Origin of the sequence: Citrobacter sp. 172116965 (assembly GCF_013458095.1) — a bacterium.
GTDB classification, from domain to species: Bacteria; Pseudomonadota; Gammaproteobacteria; order Enterobacterales; family Enterobacteriaceae; genus Citrobacter; species Citrobacter braakii.
In genome coordinates this window covers 2,672,872-2,686,225 of sequence record NZ_CP046673.1, presented here as the reverse complement: position 1 = coordinate 2,686,225, position 13,354 = coordinate 2,672,872, and the positions used below count along the sequence as shown (strand labels likewise).

The 13,354-nt window shown below is 53.9% G+C and carries 12 protein-coding genes and 1 other annotated feature; of the genes, 5 read left to right on the top strand and 7 right to left on the bottom strand.

Features of this window, described 5'->3' with window-relative positions; all coding sequences use genetic code 11:
- Positions 1-10 precede the first annotated feature (10 nt).
- The 4 genes from trpCF to trpL all read right to left on the bottom strand — a co-directional run bounded on the left by trpCF (position 11) and on the right by trpL (position 4,669).
- Positions 11-1,369 carry a bifunctional indole-3-glycerol-phosphate synthase TrpC/phosphoribosylanthranilate isomerase TrpF gene (gene trpCF / locus GPJ68_RS12975; protein WP_104652193.1) on the bottom strand — a complete coding sequence of 453 codons (1,359 nt, stop codon included), beginning with the start codon at positions 1,367-1,369 and terminating at the stop codon, positions 11-13.
- A 3-nt stretch (positions 1,370-1,372) separates the two neighbouring features.
- Positions 1,373-2,968 (bottom strand): bifunctional anthranilate synthase glutamate amidotransferase component TrpG/anthranilate phosphoribosyltransferase TrpD, encoded by a 1,596-nt coding sequence (gene trpD, locus GPJ68_RS12970; protein WP_003020639.1) that lies wholly within the window; start codon positions 2,966-2,968, stop codon positions 1,373-1,375.
- Positions 2,968-4,530 (bottom strand): anthranilate synthase component 1, encoded by a 1,563-nt coding sequence (locus GPJ68_RS12965; RefSeq protein WP_104652188.1) that lies wholly within the window; start codon positions 4,528-4,530, stop codon positions 2,968-2,970. Before GPJ68_RS12965 ends, trpD begins: the two co-directional genes overlap by 1 nt.
- Before the next feature lie 23 nt (positions 4,531-4,553).
- Positions 4,554-4,648: a sequence feature (Trp leader region), on the bottom strand.
- The gene (trpL, locus tag GPJ68_RS12960) at positions 4,625-4,669 is read right to left on the bottom strand and encodes a trp operon leader peptide (RefSeq protein ID WP_012905981.1); all 45 of its coding nucleotides are present in this window, start codon (positions 4,667-4,669) and stop codon (positions 4,625-4,627) included. (Overlaps the previous feature by 24 nt.)
- Positions 4,670-4,804: 135 nt before the next feature.
- On the opposite strand from trpL, the gene rnm reads away from it, so the two are divergent.
- The 3 genes from rnm (at position 4,805) to rluB (ending at position 7,276) form a co-directional block, all read left to right on the top strand.
- Entirely contained in the window at positions 4,805-5,683 is an 879-nt protein-coding gene (gene rnm, locus GPJ68_RS12955; RefSeq protein ID WP_104652189.1) for an RNase AM, read from the top strand.
- Entirely contained in the window at positions 5,680-6,300 is a 621-nt protein-coding gene (locus GPJ68_RS12950) for an L-threonylcarbamoyladenylate synthase (RefSeq protein WP_016153256.1), read from the top strand. Before rnm ends, GPJ68_RS12950 begins: the two co-directional genes overlap by 4 nt.
- A 100-nt stretch (positions 6,301-6,400) precedes the next feature.
- A complete protein-coding gene (gene rluB, locus GPJ68_RS12945) occupies positions 6,401-7,276 on the top strand; it encodes a 23S rRNA pseudouridine(2605) synthase RluB (protein WP_006684306.1) in 876 nt (291 codons plus the stop codon).
- An 83-nt stretch (positions 7,277-7,359) separates the two neighbouring features.
- Here rluB and cobO read toward each other — a convergent pair whose 3' ends face one another.
- Both cobO and GPJ68_RS12935 read right to left on the bottom strand, forming a co-directional pair.
- On the bottom strand, positions 7,360-7,950 hold the full coding sequence (cobO, locus tag GPJ68_RS12940) for a cob(I)yrinic acid a,c-diamide adenosyltransferase (protein WP_019076877.1): 591 nt from the start codon (positions 7,948-7,950) through the stop codon (positions 7,360-7,362).
- Positions 7,947-8,708 carry a YciK family oxidoreductase gene (locus tag GPJ68_RS12935; RefSeq protein ID WP_016156651.1) on the bottom strand — a complete coding sequence of 254 codons (762 nt, stop codon included), beginning with the start codon at positions 8,706-8,708 and terminating at the stop codon, positions 7,947-7,949. Before GPJ68_RS12935 ends, cobO begins: the two co-directional genes overlap by 4 nt.
- 210 nt (positions 8,709-8,918) lie before the next feature.
- On the opposite strand from GPJ68_RS12935, the gene sohB reads away from it, so the two are divergent.
- Positions 8,919-9,965, top strand: a complete 1,047-nt coding sequence (gene sohB, locus GPJ68_RS12930; RefSeq protein ID WP_016153253.1) for a protease SohB — start codon at positions 8,919-8,921, stop codon at positions 9,963-9,965.
- 53 nt (positions 9,966-10,018) lie between these two features.
- Here sohB and GPJ68_RS12925 read toward each other — a convergent pair whose 3' ends face one another.
- Positions 10,019-10,270: a YciN family protein gene (locus tag GPJ68_RS12925; RefSeq protein ID WP_003020616.1), complete on the bottom strand. Its 252-nt coding sequence runs from the start codon at positions 10,268-10,270 to the stop codon at positions 10,019-10,021.
- 397 nt (positions 10,271-10,667) lie between these two features.
- On the opposite strand from GPJ68_RS12925, the gene topA reads away from it, so the two are divergent.
- Positions 10,668-13,265: a type I DNA topoisomerase gene (topA, locus tag GPJ68_RS12920; protein ID WP_016153252.1), complete on the top strand. Its 2,598-nt coding sequence runs from the start codon at positions 10,668-10,670 to the stop codon at positions 13,263-13,265.
- The last annotated feature ends 89 nt before the right edge of the window (positions 13,266-13,354 follow it).

Genomic DNA, 13,354 nt, shown 5'->3' with positions numbered 1-13,354 from the left:
GTCCTTTTCCTTAATATGCGCGCAGCGTCTGAAAGACCGAAGCCAAAAGACGTGCATCCTTGATGCCCGGCTGTGACTCTACGCCAGAATTGAAATCGAGACCGGCACAGCCGGTTTTTGCCGCGTCAACGCAGTTATCAGCGCCGAGTCCGCCAGCCAGTAAAACGTTATCCAGCGATTGTCCGCCTAAAAGTGACCAGTCGAAGCGTTGACCGCTGCCGCCCTGACCATTGTCGAATACGTATTTATCGACGTGCTGATAATCACGAGCTGGCAACGTTTCGCTGACGCTTAATGCCTTCCAGATTTGCACCTGTTCGGGTAGCGCGTCGCGCAGGGCGTCAACATAGGCCTGGTCTTCGCTACCATGCAATTGCACGGCTGTTAGCCCCAGAGCCACCGCTGTTTCGCGCACGTCGGTGATCTCTGTGTTGCGGAACACCCCGACATATTGCAGCGGTGCGCCGGTCATGACCTCGCGTGCGCGTTCAACGCTGACCGCGCGTGGCGATGTGGACACAAAAATCAACCCGCCGTAAATGGCACCCGCTTCGTATGCCGCGTTTGCATCCTGAGCCCGGGTTAAACCGCAGACTTTATTTTCGCCGAGCAGAACGCGACGCACGGCAGCATGCAGATCATCATGCGACATCAACGCAGAGCCAATCAGAAAACCGTTGGCGAAGTGGCTGAGTTCTCGCACTTGACCATAGGTATTGATACCGGACTCGCTGATGACGGTTACGCCATGACCCAGTCGCGGCGCCAGTTGGCGGGTGCGATTCAGATCGATCGACAGGTCGCGTAAATCACGGTTGTTGATACCGACGACTTTGGCACCCAGTGCGATAGCACGCTCCAGCTCTTCATCGTTACTGACTTCAGTCAGTACGCCCATTTTCAAACTGTGGGCGACGGCGGCGAGTTGACGATATTGCTCATCATCAAGCACCGACAGCATCAGCAGACAGGCGTCCGCCTGATAGAAACGCGCCAGGTAAATCTGGTAAGGATCGATAATAAAGTCCTTACACAGAATCGGTTGCGGTGCGATGCGGCTGACGATGGGCAGGAAATCAAAGCTCCCCTGGAAATATTTCTCATCGGTCAGTACGGAAATCGCAGAAGCATATTGTTTATATACGCCCGCAATCTGTGCCGGGTCGAAGTCATCACGGATCACGCCTTTTGACGGAGACGCTTTTTTGCACTCCAGAATAAAGGCGGTGCGTGCACCTTGCAGCGCATCGTAGAAATCACGAGAGCTGGGTTGAACATCATTCTGAAAGCTGGCCAGCGGTTGTTGCTGTTTGCGGGCTTCTACCCAAATCGCCTTGTCTGCGACAATTTTCGCTAAAACGGTTTGCATCATTTACCCTCTTGCTGCCAGTGCAGTGACACGGTCATAGGCCGCGCCGCTGCGCAGTACATTAATCACGGTTTGCGCATTGGCTTTTAAATCTTCTTCACCGTGCAGACGCATTAACATGGCGACATTCGCGGCAACAGCAGCTTCATGAGCGGCTTCACCTTTACCTTGTAACAAGCGACTAAGAATGTCACGGTTTTCTTCCGGCGTGCCGCCAGCCAGCTGTTCCTGGTGGTAAGGTGTCAGGCCAAAGTCTTCCGCCGTCAGTTGATAGCTCTTGATTTCGCCATCATGCAGCTCCGCCACAATGGTCGGCGCATGCAGCGAAACTTCATCCATGCCGCCGCTGTGCACCACGGCTGCCCGCTGATACCCCAACACGCGCAGCGTTTCGGCAATTGGCAGCACCAGTTCCGGACTGTAAACGCCGATCAGCGCCAGCGGCGGATGTGCCGGGTTGATCAACGGGCCGAGGACGTTAAACAGCGTACGGGTTTTCAACTGTTGGCGTACCGGCATGGCATGGCGAAAACCGGTGTGGTATTTCGGCGCAAACAAGAAACACACACCGAGGTCGTCAAGTGCCTGACGGGATTTATCGGCGTTCATATCCAGATTGATGCCAAAAGCCGCTAACAGATCTGAAGAGCCCGACTTGCTGGAGACGCTGCGGTTGCCGTGTTTGGCGACTTTCAGTCCGCAAGCGGCCGCCACAAAGGCGCTGGCGGTGGAAATATTGATACTGTTGCTGCCATCACCGCCGGTACCGACAATATCGGCAAACAGATAATCAGGTCGCGGGAACGGGGCGGCGTTTTCCAGCAACGCGGTTGCCGCACCGGCAATTTCATTCGGGTGCTCGCCGCGAATTTTCATGCTCACCAGCGCCGCAGCCAGTTGTTCCGGCTTCAGTTCACCGCGTACCACGGCGGAGAACAGCTGGTGGCTTTCCTGCTGAGACAGCGTCTGGGCCTGATACAGTTTCTCCAGAATAGGTTGCAGCGTATTAGTCTGTTCGAGTTTCTGTTGCGCCCAGGCCAGCGTTTGCTCCAGCAGACGTGCGCCCTGGGTGGTCAGAATGGATTCTGGATGGAACTGGAAGCCACATACGCGATCGGTATCGTGACGTACCGCCATCACCATGCCGTTAAAGTGGGCGTTGATGGTCAATCCGGCCGGAACGTTGCTGCCAACCAGCGAGTGATAGCGTGCCACCGGCAGCGGATTTGCCAGCCCGGCGAACATTGCCTGACCGTCGTGTTCAATGCTGGACGCTTTGCCGTGCAGGATTTCCCCCGCCTGTCCCACGTATCCACCATAGGCCTCGACAATGGCCTGATGCCCCAGACAAATGCCGATGATCGGCAGCTTGCCGCGCAGGCGGGTTAACAGCTCCGGCATGCAGCCCGCTTCGCTTGGCGCACCTGGACCTGGGGAGAGCATCAGCACCGGATTTTTCATGGTCGCTAAGCGGTCTATTAATGTCTGGGCCGGAATATGGTTGCGGTAAATCACCACGTTATGACCGTTAGTACGCAGCTGATCTGCCAGGTTATAGGTAAAAGAGTCGATATTATCGAGCAGCAGAATGTCAGCCATTAGAAGGTCTCCTGTGCGTGGTGTGCGGTGGCGATAGCACGCAGAACCGCACGCGCTTTATTACGGGTTTCATCGGCTTCTGACTGCCCAACGGAATCCAGAACAATTCCGGCGCCAGCCTGTACGGTGGCAATACCGTCTTCCACGAGGGCGGAACGAATCACAATACAGGTATCCAGATCGCCATGGGCCGTGAAGTAACCTACTGCACCGCCATAGCTGCCGCGACGACGGCCTTCGGCCTCGGCGATAAGTTGCATGGCGCGAACTTTCGGCGCGCCGCTTAGCGTACCCATGTTCATACAGGCGCGGTAAGCATGCAGCACATCCAGATCGCTACGCAGCTCGCCGACTACGCGGGAAACCAGGTGCATAACGAAGGAATAACGATCCACTTTGGTGAGGTCAGCAACGTAGCGGCTGCCGGGCGTGCAGATGCGCGCCAGGTCGTTACGCGCCAGGTCTACCAGCATCAGGTGCTCGGAAAGCTCTTTATGATCGGTACGCATCTCCAGCTCAATACGGCTGTCGAGATCGCGGTCCAGTGAACCGTCCGCACGACGACCGCGTGGGCGGGTCCCGGCAATCGGATAGATTTCAATCTGCCGGCTGGTGGCATCGTATTTCAGCGAGCTTTCCGGAGAGGCGCCGAACAGTGTGAAATCGTTGTCCTGCATAAAAAACATGTACGGGCTGGGGTTACTTTTCTTCAGCACATAGTAGGCCGCCAGCGGTGACGGGCAGGGCAGCGAGAAACGACGGGATGGAACCACCTGGAAAATTTCGCCAGCGCGAATGGCTTTTTGCATACCACGAACTACGGCGGCAAACTCTTCATCGCTCTGATTGCATTCGCAGCGCATGTGCGGAACTTCAGTAACGGGCAGCGGCGGCGCAGGTTCGGTAAGCTGCTGGCTCAGTTGCGCCAGACGGGCATTAAGACGCTGTTTTTCTGCATCGCTGGGGGTAAATATGCTGGCCTGAATGCGGGTGCTTTTCTTCTGATGGTCGATGACCATGAGCGTTTCTGCCAGATAGAAGCAGTAGTCAGGGCAACGGTTGCCCGCTTCAAGCTGAGGTAAATCTTCAAAACCGGCAACCAGGTCGTAGGAAAACAGACCGCCGAAGAACATCGCTTCACGTTCTTGCGCAGGAACATTAACCAGCTCCTGCAATAAACGGAAGGCATCAAATACGGACAGGGAACATAAGCGGGCGTCTTCATCCAGCAGCGGGCTAACGGCAGGGAATCGCAGATGGCGACCATTCGGCTGTTGTTTGTTCTCAACACCCGCTGGCAGGGCAGCATCCAGCAGCGGCAGCAGCGATGCGCCGTTAGCGGATAATGCCTGAATGGTGACAGTGTCACCGATGGCGGTAATGCGTAATGCGCTGTCGACCAGCAGCAGGCTCTTCAGATCGTCTTTGCTGTCGATATCGGCAGATTCCAGCAGCAGCGTTGCCGGACGTGCGTCACACACCTGATGAAACAGCGCCGTCGGATTTTCACGGTAGGCGGCATCGCAGGCAAGCAGTTCGAGTGTCGGTTTTTGTGTTTGCATCGTTATTCTCATTAATTTTGTTCAAAAAAAAGCCCGCTCATTTGGCGGGCCGGGTATCTGGTTGCATATTGCAGACGTAAGACACTGCCCGAAATCAGGAAGTGCGCCACCAACCGTGCAGAACAAATGTTGCTTTCATCTCAGATACCTTCTTCATGTGAACTTGCGTACTAGTTAACTAGTTCGATGGAATAAAGTCAACACCTGATTTCAGTATATTTGTCTAAACCGCTATGATGAGCGGGTTAAGACATTTAGTGAAACGGGAGCCGCATTGAGCGACACGAATTACGCAGTGATTTATGACCTGCACAGTCATACTACAGCCTCCGATGGGCGATTAACGCCAGAAGCCTTAGTACACCGTGCGGTAGAGATGCGAGTCGGTACACTGGCGATCACCGATCATGACACCACGGCGGGTATTGCGGCGGCAAGAGAAGAAATTTCACGTGCGGGTTTAGCGTTAAATTTGATCCCTGGCGTCGAGATATCAACAGTCTGGGAAAACCATGAGATCCATATCGTGGGTCTGAACATTGATATCGCCCATCCAATGATGTGCGAATTTCTGGCGCAGCAAACGGAACGTCGTCAGCAGCGCGCGCGCCTGATTGCTGAACGACTCGACAAAGCGCATATTCCCGGCGCGTGGGAAGGGGCATTACGCCTGGCTGATGGCGGGGCGATCACTCGGGGGCATTTCGCGCGTTTCCTGGTGGAGTGCGGAAAAGCCACAACCATGGCGGATGTCTTTAAAAAATATCTTGCTCGTGGGAAAACCGGTTACGTTCCGCCACAGTGGTGTACAATAGAACAATCTATTGATGTCATTCATCATTCTGGCGGTAAGGCAGTTCTGGCTCATCCTGGGCGGTACGATCTTAGCGCTAAGTGGCTGAAAAGACTGGTTGCGCATTTTGCTGAACATCACGGCGACGCGATGGAAGTGGCACAGTGCCAGCAGTCTCCCAATGAACGCACCCATCTGGCGACGCTTGCGCGTCAGCATCAACTGTGGGCATCGCAAGGGTCTGATTTTCATCTACCCTGCCCATGGATTGAGCTGGGTCGTAAACTCTGGTTGCCCGCAGGCGTAGAAGGCGTCTGGCAACTTTGGGAACAGCCCGAGACCACAGAGAGGAAAGTATGAGCCAGTTTTTTTATATTCATCCCGAAAACCCACAGCAGCGCCTGATCAATCAGGCCGTTGAAATCGTGCGTAAAGGAGGGGTGATCGTCTATCCAACTGATTCCGGCTATGCGTTGGGTTGCAAAATTGAAGATAAAGGCGCAATGGAGCGCATTTGTCGCATCCGTCACCTGCCGGACGGGCACAACTTTACGCTGATGTGTCGTGACCTGTCCGAACTGTCGACCTATTCGTTTGTCGACAACGTGGCCTTCCGTTTAATTAAAAACAACACGCCGGGCAACTACACGTTCATCCTGAAGGGGACGAAAGAAGTACCACGTCGACTGTTGCAGGAAAAACGTAAGACCATCGGTTTGCGTGTACCCTCGAATCCGATTGCGCTGGCGCTGCTGGAAGCGCTGGGCGAGCCTATGCTCTCTACATCACTGATGCTGCCGGGCAGCGAATTTACCGAGTCAGATCCGGAAGAAATCAAAGATCGTCTGGAGAAAGTGGTGGATTTGATTATCCACGGTGGATATCTCGGTCAGCAGCCAACCACGGTCATTGATTTAACCGATGATTCCCCGGTGGTATTGCGCGAAGGCGTTGGCGACGTTAAACCTTTCTTATAAGGGCGCGAACCGCTATACTACGCGGCCTTAAAATGGCGCTGACTGGCGCCGTTGATTCTCCTGTTCGACGCCTGTGAAGGCGACATCTAAAGGAAGCTCTATGAGCGAAAAGTTACAAAAAGTGCTGGCGCGCGCTGGCCACGGTTCTCGCCGTGAAATTGAATCCATAATTGCCGCGGGTCGCGTGAGCGTTGATGGCAAAATTGCCACGCTCGGCGATCGCGTTGAAGTTACGCCGGGTCTGAAAATCCGTATCGACGGTCATCTGATTTCGGTGAAAGAATCTGCGGAGCAAATCTGCCGTGTTCTGGCTTATTACAAGCCAGAAGGTGAACTGTGTACCCGTAACGACCCGGAAGGTCGTCCGACCGTGTTTGATCGTCTGCCAAAACTGCGCGATGCGCGCTGGATTGCCGTGGGACGTCTGGACGTGAATACCTGTGGTTTACTGCTGTTTACCACCGATGGCGAACTGGCGAACCGTCTGATGCACCCAAGCCGCGAAGTTGAACGTGAATATGCGGTGCGTGTGTTTGGTCAGGTTGATGACGCAAAACTGCGCGATCTGAGTCGTGGCGTGCAGTTGGAAGATGGTCCGGCCGCATTTAAAACGATCAAGTTCAGCGGCGGTGAAGGGATCAACCAGTGGTATAACGTCACGTTGACCGAAGGGCGTAACCGTGAAGTCCGTCGCCTGTGGGAAGCCGTGGGCGTGCAGGTAAGCCGCCTTATCCGTGTACGTTACGGTGATATCCCACTGCCGAAGGGCCTGCCGCGTGGCGGCTGGACGGAACTTGACCTCGCGCAGACCAACTATTTGCGTGAACTGGTGGAACTGAAGCCGGAAACCACCTCTAAAGTTGCCGTCGAGAAAGATCGTCGCCGTATGAAGGCAAACCAGATCCGCCGTGCGGTGAAGCGCCACTCTCAGGTTGGCGGCAGCCGTCGTCCGGGCGGTCGCAGCAACAACGGTTAATCATGAGTAGGCCTGATAAGCAACGCGCCATCAGGCGTTAGCGTGGAGCCGGATGCGGCGTAAGCGCCTTATCCGGCCTACTGTCAGTAATCGATCCCCATCTGGGCTTTCACACCCGCTTCAAAGGCGTGCTTAACCGGCCGCAGCTCGCTGACCGTATCCGCTAACTCCAGAATATCGCGATGACATCCACGACCGGTGATAATGACCGTTTGATGGGCAGGGCGCGCGTTTAGGGCATTGATGACCTCGTCGAGCGGCAGATAGTCGTATGCAACCATGTAGGTCAGCTCGTCCAGTATCACCATATCCAGCTCAGCGTCGGCCAGCATCCGCTTGCCGTGTTCCCACACGGCCATACAGGCTGCGGTGTCCGACTCGCGGTTCTGCGTTTCCCAGGTAAATCCTGTCGCCATGACCTGAAACTCAACGCCGTGGGGTTCGAGTAAGTTACGTTCACCGTTTGGCCACGTCCCCTTAATAAATTGCACTACGCCGACTTTTTTACCGTGGCCTACTGCGCGCGTGGCGGTACCGAACGCGGCGGTGGTTTTACCCTTACCATTTCCGGTGAACACAATAATAATCCCGCGCTCGTCTTTGGCGGCGGCAACACGGGCGTCAACCCGGTCTTTTACGCGCTGCTGGCGCTGCTGATAGCGTTCTTCACTCATTGGGCGATTCCTGGTTTACGGCCCGGCTGGGCATCGAAAGTCATACCGGTTTTACGGCGGCTGTCATCGCCCATCAGCCACAGGTAGAGCGGCATAATATCGGCGGGGGTTTTCAATTTTTGCGGATCTTCCGTCGGGAACGCGCTGGCTCGCATGCCGGTACGCGTTCCACCAGGATTGATACAGTTTACGCGCAGGTGGCGGTTCTGATATTCATCAGCCAGAACCTGCATCATTCCTTCGGTAGCAAATTTGGAGGTGGCGTATGCCCCCCAGTTGGCGCGCCCCTGGCGACCGACGCTGGAGGAGGTAAAGACCAGCGATCCGGCATCGGATTTGAGCAACAACGGCAGCAATGCCTGAGTCAGCATAAAGGTGGCGTTTACGTTTACCTGCATCACGTCCTGCCATACCTGCGGGTTTTGCTCGCTCATCGGGCAAATGTCACCGAGCAATCCGGCATTATGCAGTACGCCATCCAGACGCGGGAAATGCGCGGCAATGCGCTGTGCGAGCTGGTGGCATTCGTCAGACGTACAGGTGAGCAGATCCAGCGTGAACCAGTGTGGTTGCGTACCTTTTTCTTCGGCGATGGAGCGGGCAACCTGACGCAGTTTTTCTTCGTTACGCCCTAACAGAATAACGGTCGCGCCGTAACGCGCGTAGGTCTGTGCGGCTTCACGCCCGATACCATCGCTGGCACCGGTGACCAGAATAATGCGGTCCTGTAGAAGATCTTGTTTCGGTTGATAATGCACGGCTACTCCTCGGCGACGTCCTGGCCATCTCGTTCGCGATAACTTTTGGGCTTTATGCCTTAAACCCTGTTCTTTTTCAATCAGCCAAAGGCAATAACACCGCAAAATGAACGCGTTGTCATGCTTTTTACTGAATGGATGAAGCAAGACGGGTTAACAAGGCTGTTGTACACTGAGCGAAAGTAGCGTTGTTTAACCAAGGTGGGTCACGTGGAATTGTTGTCTGAATATGGGTTGTTTTTGGCAAAAATTGTCACTGTCGTGGTGGCTATTGCGGTGGTAGTTATGCTGATCGTAAACGCGACACAACGCAAACGTCAGCGTGGGGAATTGCGGGTTATTAATCTCAGCGATCAATATAAAGAGATGAAAGAAGACCTGTCGCTGGCCTTATTGGATGGGCATCAGCAAAAATTCTGGCATAAGGCGCAGAAAAAGAAACACAAGCTTGAGGCGAAGGCCGCTAAGGCAAAAGCGAAACTGGGAGACAGTACGTCATCTGATAAACCACGGGTATGGGTACTTGATTTTAAAGGCAGTATGGATGCCCATGAGGTCAGCGCATTACGCGAAGAGGTGACGGCAGTGCTGGCGGTCGTTAAACCCCAGGATCAGGTCGTGGTTCGTCTGGAAAGTCCGGGCGGCGTAGTACACGGCTATGGCCTGGCCGCGTCCCAGTTACAACGTCTGCGCGATAAGCAGATCCCGCTGACCGTTACGGTAGATAAAGTCGCTGCGAGCGGCGGATATATGATGGCTTGCGTGGCGGATAAAATTGTCTCGGCGCCGTTTGCTATTGTCGGCTCTATTGGCGTTGTGGCACAGATCCCGAACTTTCACCGCTTCCTGAAAGGGAAAGATATTGATATCGAACTGCACACCGCCGGACAGTACAAGCGTACGCTGACCTTACTTGGTGAAAACACGGAAGAAGGGCGGCAGAAATTCCGCGAAGACCTGAACGAAACCCATCATCTGTTTAAAGATTTTGTACAGCGCATGCGTCCGGCTCTGGACATTGAGCAGGTTGCCACGGGTGAACACTGGTTTGGTCAACAGGCGCTGGCCAACGGGCTGGTGGATGAGATCAATACCAGTGATGAGGTGATCCTCGGACTGATGGACGGTCGTGACGTATTGAACGTACGTTATCTGCAGCGTAAAAAACTGATGGACCGTTTTACCGGCAGTGCCGCCGAGAGCGCCGATCGTCTACTGATGCGTTGGTGGCAGCGAGGACAAAAACCGCTGATGTAAAATTGTAATTGCCGGATGAGGCGCAGCCGTCATCCGGCAAATCATTTCTCGTGTTAATCGATCAAGTGATACTTTTCAGAAAGTACGTGCGCCAGATGTTTAAACATATTAAACACCGCCGTACTTTTTGGCGTCGGTAGCCCTTGCTCGTCTAAAAAGTAATCTCCGCTGAAAACCAGCACGCCATTTCGCTGCGTTACGCCGGTGGCGACAATCCCCGCCAGCGTGTCCTCATGCTCACGAATGATTTTGTTGGCTTCAATCAGCAGTGTTTCGCGATCGATGGGTTGAGTGTCTTTATGCATTATTTACTCCTTAAACAAGGACATTAGTCTACGCCGAGCCCGGCTTATGGGCAAATATTCCCTGACTTAAATGAAGGTCTTACGACAGTGTTGCAAGTGGCGAGATTTGTTTTTGCATGCTAATAAAGTTGCGTAACGCATTTTATCAGGTACAGTGTGACGCTTTCGTCAATCTGGCAACAGATTTGCTTGACATTCGACCAATACTCCGTCGTGCTATAGCGTTTGTGAGCGAAAAAGCCTGTTAACTCAGTTACATGAGAGTTACATTACAAGCGCGAATCAGTTTAAGGGTTGATATCCGCCGACGCAGAGACCATATCGATGTCTCGTCGCCAGTGGAAGGTGAATCAACGTGCGACGCATTCTGGAAGAATCAAATTAGGTAAAGGTGAATATGGGTAAAGCTCTTGTCATCGTTGAGTCCCCGGCAAAAGCCAAAACGATCAACAAGTATCTGGGTAATGACTACGTGGTGAAATCCAGCGTCGGTCATATCCGTGATTTGCCGACCAGTGGCTCAGCAACTAAAAAGAGCGCCGACTCAACCTCCACCAAAACGGCTAAAAAGCCCAAAAAGGATGAACGTGGCGCTCTCGTCAATCGTATGGGTGTTGACCCGTGGCACAACTGGGATGCGCGCTATGAAGTGCTGCCCGGTAAAGAAAAAGTTGTTTCTGAACTGAAGCAACTGGCTGAAAAAGCCGACCACATCTATCTCGCAACCGACCTTGACCGCGAAGGGGAAGCCATTGCGTGGCACCTGCGGGAAGTGATCGGCGGCGACGACACCCGCTACAGTCGCGTGGTGTTTAACGAAATTACCAAAAACGCTATTCGTCAGGCGTTTGAAAAACCGGGCGAGCTGAACATCGACCGCGTCAATGCGCAACAGGCGCGCCGCTTTATGGACCGTGTTGTGGGCTATATGGTGTCGCCGCTGCTGTGGAAAAAAATTGCGCGAGGCCTGTCAGCAGGCCGCGTACAGTCGGTTGCCGTGCGTCTGGTGGTTGAGCGTGAACGCGAAATCAAAGCATTCGTTCCAGAAGAGTTCTGGGAAATTGATGCTAACACGACGACGCCAGGCGGCGACGCGTTACCGCTTGAGGTGACGCATCAGAATGATAAACCGTTCCGTCCGGTCAACCGGGAACAAACGCTTGCCGCCGTTAGCCTGTTGGAAAAAGCGCGCTACAGCGTTCTGGAACGTGAAGATAAGCCGACCAGCAGCAAGCCGGGTGCGCCGTTCATCACCTCCACGCTACAGCAGGCCGCCAGCACGCGTCTGGGCTTCGGCGTGAAGAAAACCATGATGATGGCGCAGCGCTTGTATGAAGCGGGCTACATCACTTATATGCGTACTGACTCAACCAACCTGAGTCAGGATGCGGTGAACATGGTTCGCGATTACATCAGCGATAATTTCGGCAAAAAGTATCTGCCGGAGAGCGCGAACCAGTACGCCAGCAAAGAGAACTCGCAGGAAGCGCACGAAGCTATCCGTCCTTCCGATGTCGCCGTTCAGGCGGAATCGCTGAAAGATATGGAAGCCGATGCGCAAAAACTGTATCAGCTGATCTGGCGCCAGTTTGTTGCCTGTCAGATGACGCCTGCTAAATATGATTCCACCACGCTGACGGTGGGCGCGGGTGATTTCCGTCTGAAGGCGCGTGGTCGTATTCTGCGCTTCGATGGCTGGACGAAAGTGATGCCTGCGCTGCGTAAGGGCGATGAAGACCGCATTTTACCAGCGGTGGATAAAGGCGATACGTTGACGCTCATCGAACTGACACCTGCGCAACACTTTACCAAACCGCCTGCGCGCTTCAGTGAAGCTTCGCTGGTGAAAGAGCTTGAAAAACGTGGTATTGGTCGCCCATCCACGTATGCGTCGATCATTTCTACGATTCAGGATCGCGGTTATGTTCGCGTTGAGAACCGTCGCTTCTACGCTGAAAAAATGGGTGAAATCGTCACCGATCGTCTGGAAGAAAACTTCCGCGAACTGATGAACTACGACTTTACCGCGCAGATGGAAGACAGCCTCGACCAGGTGGCAAATCACGAAGCCGAATGGAAGGGCGTACTCGACAACTTCTTCACTGATTTTACTCAGCAACTGGATAAAGCCGAGAAAGATCCTGAAGAGGGCGGTATGCGTCCGAACCAGATGGTGCTGACCAGCATTGATTGCCCAACCTGCGGTCGCAAGATGGGTATTCGTACCGCCAGCACTGGCGTTTTCCTGGGTTGTTCTGGCTATGCGCTTTCCCCGAAAGAGCGTTGCAAAACCACCATTAATCTGGTGCCGGAAAACGAAGTGCTGAACGTGCTGGAAGGCGACGATGCGGAAACCAACGCTTTGCGCGCCAAACGTCGCTGCCAGAAGTGCGGCACGGCGATGGACAGCTACCTTATCGATCCTAAGCGCAAGCTGCATGTATGCGGTAATAACCCTACTTGTGATGGCTATGAGATCGAGGAAGGCGAATTCCGCATCAAGGGTTATGACGGTCCTATCGTTGAGTGCGAGAAATGTGGCTCTGAAATGCACCTGAAAATGGGACGTTTCGGCAAGTACATGGCGTGTACCAACGACGAGTGCAAAAATACCCGTAAGATCCTGCGTAACGGTGAAGTTGCTCCACCTAAAGAGGATCCGGTTCCGTTGCCAGAACTGCCGTGTGAAAAATCTGATGCGTATTTCGTGTTACGTGATGGCGCTGCAGGTATCTTCCTGGCGGCAAATACGTTCCCGAAATCACGTGAGACACGTGCGCCGCTGGTTGAAGAGTTGTACCGCTTCCGCGATCGTCTGCCGGAAAAACTGCGCTATTTGGCAGATGCGCCGCAGACTGACCCGGACGGCAACAAGTCGATGGTTCGTTTCAGCCGTAAAACCAAGCAGCAATACGTTGCTGCGGAGAAAGACGGTAAGGCGACCGGCTGGTCCGCGTTCTTCGTTGACGGTAAATGGGTAGAAGGGAAGAAATAACAGCATTCCGGCTGAGTTTCTCCTCAAAGGGTCGCGTAAGCGGCCCTTTTTGTTTCTGGCGTATTATTTTTTGTCATCCCTATACAGCT

What these genes read in the sequence shown, in the direction of transcription:
- trpCF (WP_104652193.1), bottom strand. Translation starts at nt 1,369, where the DNA reads ATGCAAACCGTTTTAGCGAAAATTGTCGCAGACAAGGCGATTTGGGTA.
- cobO (WP_019076877.1), bottom strand. Translation starts at nt 7,950, where the DNA reads ATGAGTGAAGAACGCTATCAGCAGCGCCAGCAGCGCGTAAAAGACCGG.
- GPJ68_RS12950 (WP_016153256.1), top strand. Translation starts at nt 5,680, where the DNA reads ATGAGCCAGTTTTTTTATATTCATCCCGAAAACCCACAGCAGCGCCTG.
- trpD (WP_003020639.1), bottom strand. Translation starts at nt 2,968, where the DNA reads ATGGCTGACATTCTGCTGCTCGATAATATCGACTCTTTTACCTATAAC.
- GPJ68_RS12965 (WP_104652188.1), bottom strand. Translation starts at nt 4,530, where the DNA reads ATGCAAACACAAAAACCGACACTCGAACTGCTTGCCTGCGATGCCGCC.
- GPJ68_RS12925 (WP_003020616.1), bottom strand. Translation starts at nt 10,270, where the DNA reads ATGCATAAAGACACTCAACCCATCGATCGCGAAACACTGCTGATTGAA.
- topA (WP_016153252.1), top strand. Translation starts at nt 10,668, where the DNA reads ATGGGTAAAGCTCTTGTCATCGTTGAGTCCCCGGCAAAAGCCAAAACG.
- rluB (WP_006684306.1), top strand. Translation starts at nt 6,401, where the DNA reads ATGAGCGAAAAGTTACAAAAAGTGCTGGCGCGCGCTGGCCACGGTTCT.